The sequence below is a fragment of the Meiothermus hypogaeus genome (assembly GCF_003574035.1).
GTDB classification, from domain to species: Bacteria; Deinococcota; Deinococci; order Deinococcales; family Thermaceae; genus Meiothermus; species Meiothermus hypogaeus.
In genome coordinates this window covers 1-16145 of the sequence record NZ_QWKY01000047.1, presented here as the reverse complement: position 1 = coordinate 16145, position 16145 = coordinate 1, and the positions used below count along the sequence as shown (strand labels likewise).

General features: G+C 61.8%; 18 protein-coding genes and 1 tRNA gene. 11 read left to right on the top strand and 8 right to left on the bottom strand.

The window, feature by feature from the left end; translation table 11 throughout:
- Positions 1–9 precede the first annotated feature (9 nt).
- From Mhypo_RS11810 to Mhypo_RS11800, 3 genes are all read left to right on the top strand, one after another.
- Entirely contained in the window at positions 10–969 is a 960-nt protein-coding gene (locus Mhypo_RS11810; protein WP_147075434.1) for a hypothetical protein, read from the top strand.
- Between the two features lie 2 nt (positions 970–971).
- The gene (locus Mhypo_RS11805) at positions 972–1247 is read left to right on the top strand and encodes a hypothetical protein (protein WP_119341492.1); all 276 of its coding nucleotides are present in this window, start codon (positions 972–974) and stop codon (positions 1245–1247) included.
- A gap of 237 nt (positions 1248–1484) precedes the next feature.
- Positions 1485–2243, top strand: a complete 759-nt coding sequence (locus Mhypo_RS11800) for a lytic transglycosylase domain-containing protein (RefSeq protein ID WP_119341491.1) — start codon at positions 1485–1487, stop codon at positions 2241–2243.
- Between the two features lie 66 nt (positions 2244–2309).
- Here Mhypo_RS11800 and Mhypo_RS11795 read toward each other — a convergent pair.
- Positions 2310–2387: transfer RNA gene (locus Mhypo_RS11795), tRNA-Arg, on the bottom strand.
- A 202-nt stretch (positions 2388–2589) separates the two neighbouring features.
- Here Mhypo_RS11795 and gatB point away from each other — a divergent pair.
- The 3 genes from gatB to Mhypo_RS11780 are packed head-to-tail and all read left to right on the top strand — an operon-like array spanning position 2590 to position 5670.
- Positions 2590–4014: an Asp-tRNA(Asn)/Glu-tRNA(Gln) amidotransferase subunit GatB gene (gene gatB, locus Mhypo_RS11790; protein WP_119341490.1), complete on the top strand. Its 1425-nt coding sequence runs from the start codon at positions 2590–2592 to the stop codon at positions 4012–4014.
- Entirely contained in the window at positions 4011–5018 is a 1008-nt protein-coding gene (purM, locus tag Mhypo_RS11785; protein ID WP_119341489.1) for a phosphoribosylformylglycinamidine cyclo-ligase, read from the top strand. The genes gatB and purM overlap by 4 nt, the downstream gene beginning before the upstream one ends.
- A 19-nt stretch (positions 5019–5037) precedes the next feature.
- The gene (locus Mhypo_RS11780; protein ID WP_119341488.1) at positions 5038–5670 is read left to right on the top strand and encodes a histidine phosphatase family protein; all 633 of its coding nucleotides are present in this window, start codon (positions 5038–5040) and stop codon (positions 5668–5670) included.
- Between the two features lie 59 nt (positions 5671–5729).
- Here Mhypo_RS11780 and Mhypo_RS11775 read toward each other — a convergent pair whose 3' ends face one another.
- On the bottom strand, positions 5730–5963 hold the full coding sequence (locus Mhypo_RS11775; protein WP_119341487.1) for a galactosyldiacylglycerol synthase: 234 nt from the start codon (positions 5961–5963) through the stop codon (positions 5730–5732).
- Positions 5964–5997: 34 nt separating this feature from the next.
- On the opposite strand from Mhypo_RS11775, the gene Mhypo_RS11770 reads away from it, so the two are divergent.
- From Mhypo_RS11770 to Mhypo_RS11755, 4 genes are all read left to right on the top strand, one after another.
- Complete coding sequence (locus Mhypo_RS11770) at positions 5998–7113, top strand: trans-sulfuration enzyme family protein (protein ID WP_119341486.1); 1116 nt, start codon at positions 5998–6000, stop codon at positions 7111–7113.
- A gap of 41 nt (positions 7114–7154) precedes the next feature.
- Positions 7155–8204 (top strand): agmatine deiminase family protein, encoded by a 1050-nt coding sequence (locus tag Mhypo_RS11765; RefSeq protein ID WP_240637235.1) that lies wholly within the window; start codon positions 7155–7157, stop codon positions 8202–8204.
- Between the two features lie 167 nt (positions 8205–8371).
- On the top strand, positions 8372–9247 hold the full coding sequence (aguB, locus tag Mhypo_RS11760) for an N-carbamoylputrescine amidase (protein WP_119341485.1): 876 nt from the start codon (positions 8372–8374) through the stop codon (positions 9245–9247).
- Positions 9248–9275: 28 nt separating this feature from the next.
- Complete coding sequence (locus tag Mhypo_RS11755) at positions 9276–10040, top strand: SDR family NAD(P)-dependent oxidoreductase (RefSeq protein WP_119341484.1); 765 nt, start codon at positions 9276–9278, stop codon at positions 10038–10040.
- A 36-nt stretch (positions 10041–10076) separates the two neighbouring features.
- Here Mhypo_RS11755 and Mhypo_RS11750 read toward each other — a convergent pair whose 3' ends face one another.
- From Mhypo_RS11750 to Mhypo_RS11730, 5 genes are all read right to left on the bottom strand, one after another.
- Positions 10077–10355, bottom strand: a complete 279-nt coding sequence (locus tag Mhypo_RS11750) for a DUF4160 domain-containing protein (protein ID WP_119341483.1) — start codon at positions 10353–10355, stop codon at positions 10077–10079.
- A gap of 122 nt (positions 10356–10477) precedes the next feature.
- Positions 10478–10969 (bottom strand): NUDIX hydrolase, encoded by a 492-nt coding sequence (locus Mhypo_RS11745; protein WP_119341482.1) that lies wholly within the window; start codon positions 10967–10969, stop codon positions 10478–10480.
- 11 nt (positions 10970–10980) lie between these two features.
- Positions 10981–11715, bottom strand: a complete 735-nt coding sequence (locus tag Mhypo_RS11740; RefSeq protein ID WP_119341481.1) for a zinc ribbon domain-containing protein — start codon at positions 11713–11715, stop codon at positions 10981–10983.
- A 62-nt stretch (positions 11716–11777) separates the two neighbouring features.
- On the bottom strand, positions 11778–12392 hold the full coding sequence (locus tag Mhypo_RS11735; RefSeq protein WP_119341480.1) for an MBL fold metallo-hydrolase: 615 nt from the start codon (positions 12390–12392) through the stop codon (positions 11778–11780).
- Positions 12393–12887: 495 nt separating this feature from the next.
- Entirely contained in the window at positions 12888–13661 is a 774-nt protein-coding gene (locus Mhypo_RS11730) for a tryptophan-rich sensory protein (protein WP_119341479.1), read from the bottom strand.
- 111 nt (positions 13662–13772) lie between these two features.
- Here Mhypo_RS11730 and Mhypo_RS11725 point away from each other — a divergent pair, with 111 nt between their 5' ends.
- A complete protein-coding gene (locus Mhypo_RS11725; protein WP_119341478.1) occupies positions 13773–14936 on the top strand; it encodes an aminotransferase class I/II-fold pyridoxal phosphate-dependent enzyme in 1164 nt (387 codons plus the stop codon).
- On the opposite strand, the gene meaB is transcribed toward Mhypo_RS11725, so the two are convergent.
- Positions 14933–15859: a methylmalonyl Co-A mutase-associated GTPase MeaB gene (gene meaB, locus Mhypo_RS11720; protein ID WP_119341477.1), complete on the bottom strand. Its 927-nt coding sequence runs from the start codon at positions 15857–15859 to the stop codon at positions 14933–14935. The genes Mhypo_RS11725 and meaB overlap by 4 nt on opposite strands.
- Positions 15860–16145 lie beyond the last annotated feature (286 nt).

Sequence of the window (16145 nt, the reverse complement as noted above, 5' to 3'; positions counted from 1 at the left end):
TGGATAGAGGTGAAAAAATACCGCCGTGGCAGCAATAAACCGCATTTTTACCACGCGCAACACAACCTGATTTTGAACAAAGGCCTGGATCATGGCCTGGCTAACTGGGGTGGAATTATTATCCATCCCGTAGAAAGCCAGCAGTATCGTGGATTTGAACAAATGTTCGTATACGTAGCAGTGGGAACAGGAACGAACGCACCCGCTAACAATCAAACCGGTCTGAGCAGCGAAATAGCGCGAACCGCGGACAATCTGGGCCTGGGGGCAGGCAGGACAAGGCAGAGATTAAGCGACGGGGTGCACCGCATTACATTCACGCGGGCTTTTGATTACAGCCAGGCCAACGGCAACCTCACTGAGTTTGGGGGAAGCCATAGTGGCAACATAGCTGATGGCACGCTCACGCGTGAGTTGTTTAGGGATAATGGCGGCAACCCCATAGTGATCAGCAAAACATCGAACGAGCGGCTGGCCATAACGTATCACTTTGAAGTAACGCTGACCCCAACAACCGAAACCGCTCAGGGATCCATAAACTTATTGGACAACAGCGGGAATGTTGTGCTGACGCGGCTGGTAAGAGGCCTTTGGATAGGCCGAGACAGCAACCCGCATCGTGATTATGGTGGATTCATCGGGGACAATGGTATGGCAGATCGAATCGGGCACTGGGTGACCTCTCAGGCCTCAAATATGACCTACCTGGATACCACAAACTTCAACGGTGGGCGATATGGTGCGCGACTGGCATACACCAACGGCAACTACTACCGGGACGTAGAAGGCGAGCGTGGGCCTGAAACTAACAACGTGGACGTGTTTGCCTATGGCTTGGCTGGCGCTACTGATTCGCAAGTAAGCTACAAAATCCGCTTTGTGGACGGCGTCGGAGCAGATAACCCAATAATCAAGGACAAAGATTATCGGTTGCGTTTAGCGCTCAGGATGAAAGTGAACAGGGTGTAATTATGATCAAATACTTTCAATTTTCGGTAAAGGCAAAGCTGGTGGATCTAGAAGAGATGCTCGATCTGGGCTTGCTCACCTTATCGGATCCGGCCTACTCAATGAACAAAAGCGACCTCACCGAAAAGGAAGCAGCAAACGCGGCTTTGAGTGAACTGAAATACATCAAAGCCAGCAACGTATACCAGTGGCGCTCTGCAATCATTCCGGCAGCCAACTTTGGGGGATTGATTGTGCAGCTGGTCTCGAGCTGGATCGACCTGAACCTTGAATCATGATTCCCCTTCCGGTTTGGCCTACAGCTCCAACGGTGCCGGCCAGTAATGCCATTAGCCAGCTGGTGGTGCGAACCAGGCACAACATCCGCCATATTTACAGCCACGTGCCGGGAGTGAGCAAGGGCAGCGTGGTCTACTTTGACCTGAACGGCTATGGCTGGTATGACGGAAGCAGCGGGATGATAACGCACAACCGAGGCAGAAAGGGATTGAGGCGGACAGCAAGGGGGATTGAAGATGGACTTGGCAAAACTTCTAACTAGCCCCTGGGTTTGGGGGGGAATAGGGCTTTTGGTGTATCAACGAACTCGAAACACCTCGAGCATTGATCCAAACGCCAAACCACCAGCAACCCCCACCACCGGTGCAGCCTGCGGCTACCCTGCTTCAGGTTTGCCGCCGGCGCCAGCCAAGACAGTGGCCGAACTGCAAAACCGTGTGTGGCGGGCCATCCTGAGCTACAACGGTAAGGTGAACGACACCGCCAACGGCATGGGATTTGTTCCAGATACCATTGGCAAAACCTACGCTAAATATCTGGCTGAATTTTTGGCAGAATCTGCCATCAAAAACAATGTACCCCTGGATCTGCTGGTAGCTTTGGCGCGACGCGAAAGCAGTTTTATCCCCACAGTAACCACCGGCCGATATGAAGCCATCGGATGGACAGACGAGGCCATAAAAAAAGCAGTGCAAAATCAGTGGGCAATAGGCCCGCTTCAGGTTAAGCCGGTGGTCTTTACCGAGGTTGGCCTGGCCAGCCCGTCACGCTGGCCAGGTGACCCGATTCCCTGGCGGCATCCTGCCCGCTTGAGAGATGCTGTGGAAGCCGGGGCCCGATACCTCAAAAAACAGCGAGATAGGTTTGGGTCGTGGTGTGCCGCGCTGCACGCCTACAATGTGGGGCCTGGTGCATATGCGAAAGGCTCACGAGCTGAACGGTACGTTAGCCAGATTATTGCCTGGGCGAATAACTATACTGAGCTGCGGACGTAAGGTGTCAATAAGGTGTCATTAAGTGCAATAACCGGGTGAACGTACCCGGTTATTTTCGTCCAGAACTGGTGCGCCCGGCAGGACTCGAACCTGCGACCTAAGGTTTAGGAAACCTTCGCTCTATCCAAACTGAGCTACGAGCGCAAAGGGCTTGCTCGAGCAAGCAACCCAGATTGTAACACCTACCTCGGCAGGCTTCTACCGTGCACGGGGGACATCTGGCCCCATGATGATCGATGTTGCAAGGCCAAACGCCAAATGGATAAAACCCCTTGTGCCTGGAGTGTCGTGGACAAATTTTTACCGACGGCGCCTTTGGGCCGTCTGGACCTATAATGGTCAGGGTATGCCCGAGTTCGAAGCGGTGGTGGGGCTGGAAGTCCACCTGCACCTAAAAACCAAAAGCAAGATGTTTTGTAGCTGCGACGCCAACTATTTTGGCGACCCGCCCAACACCCATACCTGTCCGGTCTGCCTGGGGCTGCCGGGGGTGCTACCGGTGGTGAATGCCCAGGCGGTGGACTTTGGCATCCTGTTTGGGCTGGCCCTGAACTGCAGCATCGCCTCCTGGACGCAGTTTCATCGCAAGAGCTACTACTACCCCGACATGCCCAAAAACTACCAGATCTCCCAGTACGACCTGCCCATCGCCGAGCACGGGTATCTGGAAGTGGAGGGCCAAAAAGTGCGCATCAAGCGGGTGCACCTGGAGGAGGATGCAGCCAAATCTACCCACCCGGACGGCGCCGCTTACTCGCTGATTGACCTCAACCGGGCCGGCTCGCCCCTCATCGAGATGGTTACCGAGCCGGATATTCGCACCCCCGAGCAGGCCCGGATCTTCCTGTCCCACATCCGCTCGATAGCCCAGACCCTGGGGGTCTCGGAGGCCAACCCCGAGGAGGGCAAGATGCGGGCCGATGTGAACGTCTCGGTGCGGCCGGTGGGGGGGCCTATGGGCACCAAGGTGGAGATTAAGAACCTCAACTCCTTCAGGAGCGTGGCCCGGGCCCTCGAGTTCGAGATCAAGCGCCAGCAGGAACTTCTGCGCAGCGGACGCCAGGTGGAGCAAGCCACCCTGGGCTGGGACGAAGCCGCCGGCAAAACCTACCTGATGCGCCTCAAGGAGGGCGAGGCCGACTACCGCTACTTCCCCGACCCCGACCTGCCCCCCATTGTGGTAGACGAGGCCTGGCTTTCCCGGCTCAAAGCCGCCCTGCCCGAGCTACCTGCGCAAAAGTACGCCCGCTACGTGGAGAGTGGGGTGCGCCCCTACGACGCCGAGATTCTGGCCTACAACGCTTCGCTGGCCCGCTTCTTCGATGAGGCCCTAGCCCACTACCAGGGCAACCCCCAAACCATCGCCAACCTGCTCAACGCCGATGTGGCCGGCTACCTGAACGAGCACCAGCAGGAGGTACAGCAGACCGCCCTCTCCCCCGAACATCTGGCCCAGTTGGCCGGGTTGTTCGAGCGCCGCGAGATTACCAACCGCGTCCTCGCGCAGCTTCTGCCCGAGGTGATGGCCGGGGCCAGCCCCATAAAGCTGGTGGAGGAGCGCGGCCTGCGCTCGGTTTCGGATGAAGGCTCGCTCAAGCCCCTGGTGGAGCGTGTGGTGGCTGCCCACCCCAGGGTGGTGGAGCAGGTTAAGGGCGGCAACCTCAAGGCCGCCAACGCCCTCCTGGGCCCCATCATGAAAGAAACCAGGGGCACCGCCAAGGCCGACGTGGTCAAGAAACTGCTGAGCGAGATGCTGGGGGTAGAGCTATGAACTACCAGGAGGCGGGCGTAGACATTGACCGCAAGGCCGGGGCCCTGAGAGCAGCTGCCCAAAAAATCAAGGCGACCTACACCCCCCAGGTGCTGCGGGGCATCGGGGCTTTTGGGGGGATGATGGAGGCCTCCAGGCTCAAGGAGATGGCCGCGCCGGTGCTGGTGGCCTCCACCGACGGGGTGGGCACTAAGACCCTGCTGGCCGCCCAGACCGGACGCTACGGGGGGTTGGGCTTCGACCTGGTGCACCACTCGGTCAACGACCTGCTGGTGCAGGGAGCCAGGCCCCTCTTTTTCATGGACTATATTGCCAGCGCCCGCCTCGAGGCCGAGGTACTGGCAGCGGTACTGGAATCGCTGGCCGAAGCCTGCAAAGCCGTGGGCATGCCCCTGCTGGGCGGCGAGACCGCCGAGATGCCCGGGGTCTACCACGAAGGGGGCCTCGACCTGGTGGGCACCATCGTGGGGGTGGTGGATAAGGACAAAATTGTGGACGGCGCCCAGGTACAGCCGGGCGATGTGCTGCTGGCCCTGCCTTCTTCAGGGCTGCATACCAACGGCTATAGCCTGGCCCGCAAGGTCTTCGCGGGCTGGAACCTGGAAGAGCCCCGGCCCCAGCTCGGCGGGCAGTCGCTGGCCGAGGCCCTCCTGGTACCCCACCGCTGCTACCTGGAGGAAGTTGATTTGCTCCAGCGCGAGGGCATCGAAATTCGGGCTATGGCCCATATCACCGGCGGCGGCGTTTACGAAAACCTGCCCCGGGTGCTGCCGCAGGGGCTGGGGGCTGAAATCCGGCGTGGAACCTTTCCAGTCCCCCCCATTTTTGAGCTAATTCAACGGGCTGGAAACGTAGCCGAGCAGGAGATGTTCCGCGTGTTCAACATGGGGCTTGGTTACATTTTGGTTCTAAGTTCAGATATGGCATCTGGGGCCGGGACACTTTTAACCCAAAGCTACCCGGTAGGCTATATCATGGAAGGGTCAGGGATTAAGGTCGTCTGAAACCCTGCCCCCCTACCGTATGAAAGAACTCTGGCTGCTGCGCCATGGTGAAACGCCCTGGAACGCCGAGGGGCGCTTTCAAGGACACTACGACATCAACCTTTCGCCCCAGGGCCTGCACCAGGCCTACCGGGTAGCCGAGCGCTTGGCTACCTGCAGACAGGGGTTTGATGGCCTTTACAGCTCCGACCTCCAACGGGCCGCGCTCACCGCCAAGCCGGTAGCGGAGGCCCTGCACCTTGTGCCGACCTACGACCCCCGCCTGCGCGAAATTTATGCGGGGGAGTTGCAAGGGCTCTTGCGCAGCGAGATGGAGAAGCTCTACCCCGAGTTCCATGCGGCCATCCAGCAGGACCCCTGGAACACCCGGCGCCCCGGCGGCGAGAGCATGGCCGACCTGGCCAGCCGGGTACAGGCGTTTTTGAACGATCTGCCGGATGGGCGGTTTATCGTGGTGACGCACGGGGGGGTAATTCGGGCTGCCCTGAAAATCGTGCTCGAGCTAGAAAACGGCTCCTGGCGCAAGTTCCAGATCCAGAACACCTCTATCACCCGCCTGCTCTACCCCGAAGGGGTTGCGCTTTCCATTGGGGATGTGGGCCACCTCGAGGCCTGGGCCGAGGGGCTGATGGACGAGGCCACCCTGTCGTAGACCCCAGGGCACAGGGTTCCGGGCTCCGAAAAAAACCCGCAAGCCACCGTCTATTCAATCTATCTGGACCAGCGAACGCTAAGATCTTCTTTGCCCGCCATAGCTTTTTGTAGCATCTCCAGCAGGGCCGGGTCGGCGCCCTGTTCATGCCAGGTCTCGAGCAGGTCGGCATTCAGGTAGTAGTCCTGGTCGAGGGCGTGCTCTTCTTCCATCTGCGAGACCAGGAACTCCAGTTGGGCATCGCTAATCTCGCCGATAAGCGCTCCGGTGTCGGCGTTGAACAGTTGGGGCATGGGTTCAGTTTACCAGGGTCGGTATACTTCGGAAATGAACCCTCCATCCCGACTCAAGCCGGCCTCCTGGCTGGTTGCGGCAGGCCGCCCGTCCGAGCCCGGCGAACCCCTCAATACCCCCCTGGTGCCGGCTTCTAACTTCCTCCTGGGAACCGAGCGGGCCTACGCCCGCGACGGCGGGACCCCCACCTGGGAGGCCCTCGAGACCATTGTGGGGGGCCTGGAGGCCGGGCGGGCCGTGGCCTTTGCTTCCGGGATGGCTGCGGTGGCGGCGGTCTTCGAGCAGTTGCCGGCAGGGGCAGGGGTGGTGCTGCCAGACGACTGCTATCAGGGGGTGGTGGGGCTGGCTCTGGCGGGCGCCGAGAAGCAGCGCTGGCGCGTGCAGCGGCTGGCGCTGGAGGACACCCAAGGCTGGGTTCAGGCCTGTGCGGTGGCCGACCTGGTCTGGCTCGAGTCCCCCTCCAACCCCCTGCTCACGGTGGTGGATCTGGCGACCATCGCTCAAGCCCCGCGCAAACCCGGTGCAATCCTGGCGGTGGACAACACCTTCGCCACCCCCCTGAACCAGCAGCCCCTCGAGCTCGGGGCCACGGTATCCATCCAGTCCGTCACCAAGTTCATCGGCGGCCACTCCGACCTGCTGGGCGGGGTGGCCACTACCCGTGACGAAGCCCTCTGGCAGGCCCTCCGGCGGTCCCGCATGCTGAGTGGCGCTACCCCCGGCACCCTCGAGGCCTTCCTGGCCGTGCGGGGGGCCCGGACGCTCGAGCTGCGCCTGCAAAGAGCGCAGCAGACCGCCCAGGTGCTGGCCGAACGCCTCGAGCAACACCCCCGGGTGGCCCGCGTGCGCTACCCGGGCCTGCCCTCCCACCCCACCCACGCCACGGCCCGGCGCGTGCTGAAGGGCTTTGGCACCATCCTCTCCTTCGAGCTGTACGGGGGGGCAGCCGAGGCCGATGCAGTCTGCCAGCGCGTCCAGCTCATCCGCCACGCCACCAGCCTGGGGGCGGTGGAGTCCACCATGGAACGCCGGGCAGCCATCCCCGGGCAGGAGCACCTGCCGCCCTCCCTTCTGCGGCTTAGCGTGGGCATCGAGGATGTCGAAGACCTCTGGGCCGACCTCGACGCGGCCCTGCAGACGGCCTGGTAGTTTTGCGGGGTTTTCCACCGGGCTGTTATACTCTAGCTTTTGTGGAGAAGACCCTCACCCCCCGCCATCTGGGCTTTGCGATGCCGGCCGAATGGGCCCCCCACGCGGCCACTTGGACGGCCTGGCCCTACGACGACGAAAAGTGGCTGGGCTACCTGGAGCCCGTGCGGCAGGAGTTCGCGGCTTTTGTGAACACCCTGGCCCGCTTCGAGCCGGTTCATCTGGTGGTGAATGACCAGGAGTCCGAGCAAGATGCCAAAGCACGCCTCTCGGGCCCCATCCATTTCCGCCGCATCCCCCACGACGACTGCTGGCTGCGCGACTCAGGGGCCATTTTTGTCACCCGCTCGAGCCAGGAAAAAGCAGCCCCTGCAAGCGAACTGGCCGCCGTCAACTGGGAGTTCAACGGCTGGGGAGGAAAGTACCCCGCCGAACAGGACAACCAGATGCCCCTGCACATGGCCGGCATTCTGGGCCTGCGGCTGTTCCATGCGGGCATCGTGATGGAGGGCGGGAGCCTCGAGGTCAACGGCGAGGGGGTCGGCCTCACCACCCGGCAGTGCCTGCTCTCGCCAGAGCGCAACCCCGGCCTCGACGAGGAGGCCCTCGAGGGCTACCTGAACGAGTACCTGGGCATCAACCACGTAGTCTGGCTGGGCCACGGGCTCGAGGGCGACCACACCGACGGCCACATCGACACCCTCACCCGCTTCACCGCGCCCCGCACCATCGTCACCTCGGTCTCTTCCGACCCCGACGACCCCAACCACCGCCCTTTGCAAGAAAACCTAGAAATCCTGCAAAGCCTGGGGGGCTTTCGCGTCGTGGAGCTCCCCCTACCCCAAAACCCCATCTGGCTGGACGATCAAACCCGCCTGCCCCTGACCTACGCCAACTTCTATATTGCCAACGGAGCCGTGCTGGTACCCATCTACAGCGACCCCCACGACGAGCAGGCCCTGCAAATCCTGCGCCCGCTGTTCCCTGGGCGCGAGGTCATCGGCCTCAAGAGCCGCTATCTCATCACCGGCGGGGGCAGCTTCCACTGCGTCACCCAGCAGCAACCGGAGGGTAGGCTATGGAATGGGTAGCTCGGGCACAAGAGGGCAACCGTGTAAACAACCCGAGGGCACACCGCCATGTAGTTTCAACCAACCCTTCGTCCTGCTCAATGAACGCCCTTTTGCTCACGACCCGCGCTAAGTGCAGCCGAGTTCCTCGAAGTTCGGCCATAGACCATTGACCTTAAGGAGCCCTCATGACCAAACTTGCCGTTGTGCAAATGTCCATGACCCAAAACCGCAACCACAACGTGGCCAGGGCCACCCAGATGGTACGCGAAGCTGCCGCCCAGGGAGCGCAAATTGTGCTGCTGCCGGAGCTATTCGAGAATCTTTACTTTTGCCAGGCCGAGCGGGATAAGTTTTTTGCCCTGGCCAATCCGGTCGAAGATCACCCCTTTCTGCCCCACTTCCAGCAGTTGGCCCAGGAACTCGGCGTGGTGCTGCCCATTTCTTTTTTCGAGAAGGCCGGGCAGGCTTACTACAACAGCCTGGCCCTGATTGACGCCACGGGCGAAATCCTGGGCATTTACCGCAAGTCGCACATCCCCGACGGCCCCGGCTACGAAGAGAAGTATTACTTCAACCCGGGCGATACCGGCTTCAAGGCCTTCCCCACCCGCTATGGCCCGGTGGGCGCGGGCATTTGCTGGGATCAGTGGTTCCCCGAGTGTGCCCGCAGCATGGCCCTGCTGGGCGCGGAAATTCTCCTCTACCCCACCGCCATTGGCTCCGAGCCCGCCGAGGCAGGCGGCATCGATACCAAGGACATGTGGCAGCGCGCCATGATCGGCCATGCAGTCTCGAACATCTGCTACCTGGCCGCCGCCAACCGGGTGGGCACCGAGGTGGTGGAGGGCCTCGAGCAGACCTTCTATGGCTCCTCCTTCATCGCCGACTACATGGGCAACAAGCTGGCCGAGGCGGGCCGCAGCGAAGAGACCGTTTTGCTGGCCGATTTGAACCTGGAAGAGGCCCGTGCTTTCAGGGCGAGTTTTGGTTTCTTTCGTGATCGTCGGCCCGACCTGTACGGCCCGCTTCTCACCCTGGACGGCAAAACCCGCCGCCCCTGACTGGGCCGCTTTTGGTTAAACTTTCAGCATGTTTCGTGGCAAGGTGGTGCTGATTACCGGAGCGGCCCGCGGTATTGGGCGGGCCATTGCCGAGGCTTTTGCCCATGAGCAGGCCCTCCTGGTGCTATGTGATGTGCGGCCGGAAGGCCTCGAGGTGGCCAAGCGCCTGGGGGCTTTGTTCGTGTACGCCGACCTGGCCCTGCCCGAGCATCGCGTGCGCTTTGTGGAGCAGGCCGTCAAACAGTGGGGCAGCATTCACGTGCTGGTGAACAACGCCGCCATCGCCGCCCCCGGCTCGGCGCTCAAGGTGGGGCTGGCCGAGTGGCAGCGAACCCTGGAAGTGAACCTGACCGCACCCATGCACCTTTCCGCCCTGGCGGCCCGCGAGATGGTGCGATCGGGCGGGGGTGCGATTGTAAATGTGGCCAGCGTACAGGGGCTTTTCGCCGAGCAAAACAACGCCGCCTACAACGCCTCCAAGGGGGGGCTGGTCAACCTGACCCGTTCGCTGGCGCTTGACCTGGCGCCCATGAACATCCGGGTCAATGCCATTGCACCGGGGGCCATCGCCACCGAGAGCGTGCTGGAAGCCATTCAGATGTCCGAGCACCCCGAGCTTACCCGCCAGGACTGGGAAGACCTGCACGCCCTACGCCGCCTGGGCAAACCCGAGGAGGTGGCCCAGGCCGTGGTGTTTTTGGCCTCCGAGCGGGCCAGCTTCATCACCGGGGCCATTCTGCCGGTGGACGGTGGCATGACGGCCAGCTTTATGATGGCCGGAAGACCGGTATAAAAACCACCCTGCAGGAACCGCTTGATAGCTCTTTGGCTATTCTTGGTGCAGCAGCAGCTCTCCGCTGGGCTTTTCACCCTCGCTGCCCCGGGCGCTGGCCCAGTATTTGAGAAGCTGGTCGCGGGAATCCAGGATGGCCTGCTGGATGCGGCCAAGCTCGGCGCGGGAAAAGCCGTTGTTGGACTGCAAAGCCAGCGGCTGCAGTAAGAACTTGGCGAAGTGCCCTTCGTGTTTGACGCAAATATAGGGCTGCTCGAGGTTGTAGCCCGAGTTGACGTAAAAGCGGTACTGCCCCGAACGATGAAGTGTAATCATAGAGTACCCCGACCTCCCAAAATGTGATAAAAAAACGTAAAGCGATGCGACGACGTAACGCTAAATTAGCACAGTTCTAGAACTTGCGGATGAGACGGTATTAATTGGAAGGCCCCCCGGTATCAGCGGCTAAACGACCACCCCACCGGCTGGCCACCCGCGTAGGGCATCACCCCGTGGAAAGGGCGTGGGTCGGCATCGAACACCAGGGGCAAAAAGTGTCGGTCGCCCGGCCACATGGGCAGCTCGAGCCGAAATACTTTTTCCAGGGGAACCCACTCCAGGCGCCCCTCATGGTTGGCCTGAAGCGGGATGCCCGACCATTGGGGAATTACAAAAATAAAGCCAAACCAGTCCTCGCCGTTTTTGCCGAAACCCGGCCAGGAGAGGGTTCCGCGCAAAATCAGTTGCAGGGCCTCGAGGCCGGCTTCCTCCCGGATTTCTCGCCGCATGCCAGCGGCCACATCCTCGGTGGGCTCGAGTTTGCCCCCCAGCCCGTTATACTTGCCAAAGGCGGGGTCGTTGGGGCGCGCGTTGCGGTGAATCAGCAAAACCTGCTGGCCGTCGGGCGAAAGCACAAAGCCCAGGGTGGCAAGGATAGGGGTGTAAGGCATCTCTTTTGAGCCTACTCCCCTTTCCACAGGATGCGCCCACAGGAGGGGCAACGCACCACCTTCTGGGCCTGGTGGATTTGCTGGGCCACGTGCATGGGAAGCTGGACATTGCAGGCCGTACAGCGATAGCCGTTGCTGGTTTTGGTCATTTTAGCCAGGCCCGTACCTTTGCGGGCCTTGCGGATGGACTCGTACTCCTTGACGATGGGCGCGGGAATGGTGGCGGCCAGTTGGTCGCGGTCGGCTTTTTTGGACTGATAGGTGGCCTCGAGGTCGTTTACCCGCTGCTGGTTGGCGGCCTCCAGCGCCTCGAGCCTGGGCCTGGCTTCGTCTAACTGGGTTTTGACCTGGGCCAGTTCTTCTTCCAGCTTGTCCATCTGCTCCATCAGCGGCATCATCTGGCCCACCACGTCTTTGCTGCCCTCGAGGTCTTCGATCAGACCCGAGAGCTGGCGAATCTGCTCGCCGTACTGGGTTTGCTCCTTGGCCCCGGTGGCCTGGGCCTGGGCCGCTTTGGCTTTTTCACGCTTGCTTTTGAGGTCTTGCAGCTCGAGGTCGGCCTTGTGGTAGGCCAGGCGCACTTCGCGCAACTGGTCTTGCAAGCCAGCAAGTTGATTCTCCAATGCCCTGAAGTGTACACGGGCCTGCGTCAGCTCCTCGGGAATGCGGGATTGATCTTCGCGGATTTGGTCAAGCTCGAGGTCGCGTTCCTGTAGGCGGTTCAACTCGGCCAGCGGGTCACTCACGTGTATAGTCTAACACCCTCCACTGCGCCTGGGGTCAGGGGTGGTGGAAGCGAGGCAGAAAATTAGCCCGCAAGATAGGGATTATGGGCCATTTCCTCGGTCAGGGTCGTGAGGGGGCCATGACCGGGGTAGACCACCGTCTGGGGGGGCAGCCGGGTAAGTTTTTGCAGCGAGGCAAACAGGGCCTGGGGGTCGCTGCCCGGCAGGTCGTAGCGGCCAATGCCACCCCGAAAGAGCACATCCCCGCTCACCAGGTGGCCGGGGCTGTAAAAGCCCACATGCCCCGGCGCATGACCGGGCAGGAACAGCACCGCAAGGCCCAGACCAAAATCCAGTTGCTGCCCCTCGGCCAGGGGCAGGACAGGCTCGGGCGGCTGGGGGATAGACAGGCCCCAGCGGGCCGCGCTCTGCGCGGCGTTCTGATAGAGGGTCAGGTCACCTGGATGCAGGTAAACCGGCAGATCTAAAGCCTCCACCAATGGCGCCACCGCCCCCACATGGTCAAAGTGGGCATGGGTCAGCAGGATGGCCTCCGGGCGCAGGCCCACCCGGTGCACTTCGGCCAGGATGCGCTCCGGCTCATCCCCAGGATCTACAATGGCCCCCCGTCCATGCTCGCCCACCAGCAAGTAGGTGTTTTCTTGTAAGGGGCCCACACTGAGACCATATACCTTCATGCCTTATAGCCTACCTGTCATACCAGATTCGGTTGACTCCTTACCGTTCGGTAACGAATCAACCTGACCAAAGGAAGTGCTCTAGTGGTCAGGTAGCCATCCCTCTAAATGAGCTGCACATCGCAATTATGTGCAATCAACGCGCTTCAAAACATGCCGAAAAAGAAGTTACCGGTGCACTAGAGCCTGCTAGAAGGTGTTATGCACTTTGGTTCACAAGATTGACGAATCGGGACAGAAGCAGGATGGCAAAGGCCAGTAAGTGCAGCCCAGCCAGGGTTTGAGAGGGTTAGGTAGGGGGCCACAAACATCCGTTCCTCGTCGCTTACGTCACTGGGATACCGCTTCCGACTCATCCCCCAAGCTTGTCCCAGGGTTCTTGACACGCTCTAGTTGTGCGAATTGCCTCGAGCGCAAGAAATGCCGTTCTCTGCAATGCAACCTCGAGGCCATCCGGCCCCTCCGGGTGGGCCTCCGCGCGTGATGCAGCGGTCTCTATACTTTGCGCAGGTTGGCTGCTACCAGCCCCGCCACGACCATTAGCAACCCGGCCACCACCCCATACACCACCACCGGCTCGCTGGGATGGGCCACCCAGATGCCCCCAAAAGCCCACAGCAACACCAGGTTGAAGGGAATGTCACGGCGGCTCAAGGCAAACATCACCCCGATACCCGCCGCTATCAGCACCAGCAGGGCCGCCCACACCTGCCCGGAGATGCCCCAACCATCCCATTGCAGCTCAATCAGCGTCGTGACGGCGTTGGCCGCCGTAGCCACGGTAATCCAGCCCAGGTAAAGGCTGAAGGGAACTCGAGCTAGCCAGTTTTCACCTGCCGAAACGGCCAACTGCCCCACCCCCAGCCGCCCATAGAGCAGCACCAGGGTGAAAAGCAGGCCCAGCATCATGGCCATGCTGGGCACAATCAGCAGGTAGTGCCAGCACAGCAGCCAGGCCACATTGAACCCGCAGGTCAGCACGAACAGCCCACGGGTGGCAACCAGCCGGGGGTTGTCTCGCTGGGTGGGTAGCGCCTGGTAGACCGCATAGGCCAGCAGGGCCAGGTAAATCACCCCCCAGATGGCGAAGACATAGCCTGCTGGGGTAAATAGGCTGGGGAAGCTATCGGATATTTCACCCGTCCGCCGACCTGCAATGGGCAGAATGTTGGCCAGCGCATTGACCGCAATGGTGCTCAGAAGGGCTAGCACCACCAGGATTTGCATGAACACAGTAGAAGACACCGGCAAGGGCTGGGATTTTTGCATGACCTTACCCTACTCGCTTGGGCCGGTGCGGTATGGGGTGCAGTGAAACATTGGCCATGAACCACGCGCTGGCGGTATGGGTTTGCATCTTGCGGTATGGTAGTGCCCAGTATGTTTCGCTCCCGTCGTACCCCCTCGGGTGGAGGGGTCTTTCTGGAGATGGACGCCGCCAAGGCCGAGGCCCGCGCCCGGGGCCTGGAGGTGATAGACCTCTCGATTGGGGCCTCCGACCTGCCGCCACCGTCCGAAGCCCTGCAAGCCCTCAAACAGGCCATCGACGACCCCGCGACCTATGGCTACTGCCTCAAATCGGGCACCTTGCCCTTCCTGGAGTCCGCTACCGAATGGTACTTCCGGCGCTATGGGGTGTGGCTCGAGCCCCGGCAGGAGGCCCTCTGCCTGATTGGTTCGCAGGAGGGGCTGGCCCACCTGCTCATGGCCGTGGCCGACCCCGGCGACGTACTGCTGATGTGCGACGTGGCCTACCCCTCCTACTTTGGGGCGGCCCGGGTAGCAGGCCTCGAGGCCTACCTGATGCCCCTGGGCGAGGGTTTGCTGCCCAACCTGTGGGCCGTGCCGGAGGCAGTAGCCCGGCGGGCCAAGGCGGTGCTGCTCAACTACCCCAACAACCCCACCGCTGCCCTGGCCTCCGAGGAATTTTTTGTGGAGGCGCTGAAGTTCTGCCAACACTACGACCTGCTGCTCATCCACGACAACCCCTACCTCGACCAGGCCCTAAATCCCACACCCTCGCCCCTGGCCCTACCTGGGGGGCGGGAACGGGTGGTGGAGCTTTTTAGCTTTTCCAAGAGCTACCACCTGGCCGGGTTCCGGCTGGGCTTTGCCCTGGGCAACGCCCGGGCCATCGAGAGCCTGGAAGCCCTCAAAGCTCCCATTGATTTCAACCCGTACCTGGGCATCCAGTGCATGGGCATGGCGGCGCTGGCCATTCCCCCGGAGCGCTTGCAGGCCGATGCCCGGATCTGGGCCGGCCGGCGCAGCGCCATGGCGGCGGCCCTGGCCGAGCAGGGCTGGGAGGTTCCGCTGCCGGAGGCCGGGATGTACCTCTGGGCCCGGCTGCCCCCAGGGCTGGCCCTGGACGATTTGCAGTTTGCAAAAGCGCTGTTGGCCCAAACCGGTGTGGCCCTCTCGCCGGGACGGGCTTTTGGGCCGGGTGGGGTGGGCTACGTGCGTTTTGCGCTGGTACAGCCCGAGGCGGTGCTGCGCCAGGCTGCCCTGAAAATAGGGGCCTTTATTCGCAGCGCAGAGGGCTAGGTGCGGGTGCCCTCGAGCACGCCCAAAAGCTGCATGGCGGCTTCCTCGGGGGTAAGGTCGCCGTGGGCTACCCTGGCAATCAACTCCTGGCCTTCGCGGGTCTTGCGGCGGCCCCATTCCTGAATCACACTCTCGATTTCGAAGCGGGCCCGCTCGAGCCGGTCGGCCTCGAGCAGGTTGTGCTTTTGCAGGTGCTGGTAATGGGCCTCCATCGCCTCGAACAGCTCGGGAATCCCCTCGGCTTTGGGGGCCACGGCGGTCAGGACGGGCGGCTTCCAACCGGCGGGGCGCGGGGCGGCGAGCTCGAGGGTGGTCTTGAGCTCCTGCACGATGCGCTCCCCCCCGGGCAGGTCGAACTTGTTGACCACAAAAACATCGGCAATCTCCATCACCCCGGCCTTGAAGGCCTGCACGGCGTCGCCCGCAGCAGGGGTCAGAATGAGCACGGTGGTATCGGCCACGCGGGCAATATCCACCTCGCTCTGCCCCACCCCCACCGTCTCCACAAAGATGCGGTCAAAGCCAAACGCCTCCAGCAGGGCCAGGCTGGCCACCGTGGCGCCCGCCAGCCCTCCTAGCGCCCCCCGGCTGGCCAGCGAGCGAATATATACGTTTTTATCCTGGTGGTGGCGCATCATGCGGATGCGGTCACCCAGAATGGCCCCCCCGGTGAAGGGGCTGCTGGGGTCTACCGCCAGCACCGCCACCCGCTCGTCCCGCTTGCGGGCCTCCTCGATCAGCCGGTCGGTGAGGGTGCTTTTGCCTGCCCCGGGGCTGCCGGTGAGGCCCACCACCCGGGCGTGGCCGCGCCCACGCAACTGGCGCAAGAGGGCCTGTCCTTCAGCATAGCCCGACTCCACTAAGGTGATGGCCCGGGCCAAAGCCCGCATGTCCTGGGCCAGAAAACGCTCGTAGAGGTTCATGGGCTCAGTCTATCGCGGTTCGGAGGGTTTTTTGCCATGCCCCTGAGTAAATCACCTTTTCGGGTTTGCAAAGCCCCATATTCTTAGCAGGCGCTTTCACGTAGAAGTCATACCAGATTCGGTTGATTCGTTACCGAATGGTAACGAATCAACAGGGCCGAAGTTATCCGCGTAGCGGAGGGCGATACCGCCCCTTGGAAGTTATCCGCGTAGCGGAGGGCGATACCGCCCCTTGGAAGTTATCCGCGTAGCGGAGGGCGATACCGCCCCTTGGAAGTGAGACGCT

Excerpts from the sequence above, each read along its gene's own strand:
- Mhypo_RS11805 (WP_119341492.1), top strand. The coding sequence starts at position 972 with ATGATCAAATACTTTCAATTTTCGGTAAAGGCAAAGCTGGTGGATCTA.
- Mhypo_RS11800 (WP_119341491.1), top strand. The coding sequence starts at position 1,485 with ATGGACTTGGCAAAACTTCTAACTAGCCCCTGGGTTTGGGGGGGAATA.
- gatB (WP_119341490.1), top strand. The coding sequence starts at position 2,590 with ATGCCCGAGTTCGAAGCGGTGGTGGGGCTGGAAGTCCACCTGCACCTA.
- purM (WP_119341489.1), top strand. The coding sequence starts at position 4,011 with ATGAACTACCAGGAGGCGGGCGTAGACATTGACCGCAAGGCCGGGGCC.
- Mhypo_RS11780 (WP_119341488.1), top strand. The coding sequence starts at position 5,038 with ATGAAAGAACTCTGGCTGCTGCGCCATGGTGAAACGCCCTGGAACGCC.
- Mhypo_RS11775 (WP_119341487.1), bottom strand. The coding sequence starts at position 5,963 with ATGCCCCAACTGTTCAACGCCGACACCGGAGCGCTTATCGGCGAGATT.
- Mhypo_RS11770 (WP_119341486.1), top strand. The coding sequence starts at position 5,998 with ATGAACCCTCCATCCCGACTCAAGCCGGCCTCCTGGCTGGTTGCGGCA.
- aguB (WP_119341485.1), top strand. The coding sequence starts at position 8,372 with ATGACCAAACTTGCCGTTGTGCAAATGTCCATGACCCAAAACCGCAAC.
- Mhypo_RS11755 (WP_119341484.1), top strand. The coding sequence starts at position 9,276 with ATGTTTCGTGGCAAGGTGGTGCTGATTACCGGAGCGGCCCGCGGTATT.
- Mhypo_RS11750 (WP_119341483.1), bottom strand. The coding sequence starts at position 10,355 with ATGATTACACTTCATCGTTCGGGGCAGTACCGCTTTTACGTCAACTCG.
- Mhypo_RS11745 (WP_119341482.1), bottom strand. The coding sequence starts at position 10,969 with ATGCCTTACACCCCTATCCTTGCCACCCTGGGCTTTGTGCTTTCGCCC.
- Mhypo_RS11735 (WP_119341480.1), bottom strand. The coding sequence starts at position 12,392 with ATGAAGGTATATGGTCTCAGTGTGGGCCCCTTACAAGAAAACACCTAC.
- Mhypo_RS11730 (WP_119341479.1), bottom strand. The coding sequence starts at position 13,661 with ATGCAAAAATCCCAGCCCTTGCCGGTGTCTTCTACTGTGTTCATGCAA.
- Mhypo_RS11725 (WP_119341478.1), top strand. The coding sequence starts at position 13,773 with ATGTTTCGCTCCCGTCGTACCCCCTCGGGTGGAGGGGTCTTTCTGGAG.
- meaB (WP_119341477.1), bottom strand. The coding sequence starts at position 15,859 with ATGAACCTCTACGAGCGTTTTCTGGCCCAGGACATGCGGGCTTTGGCC.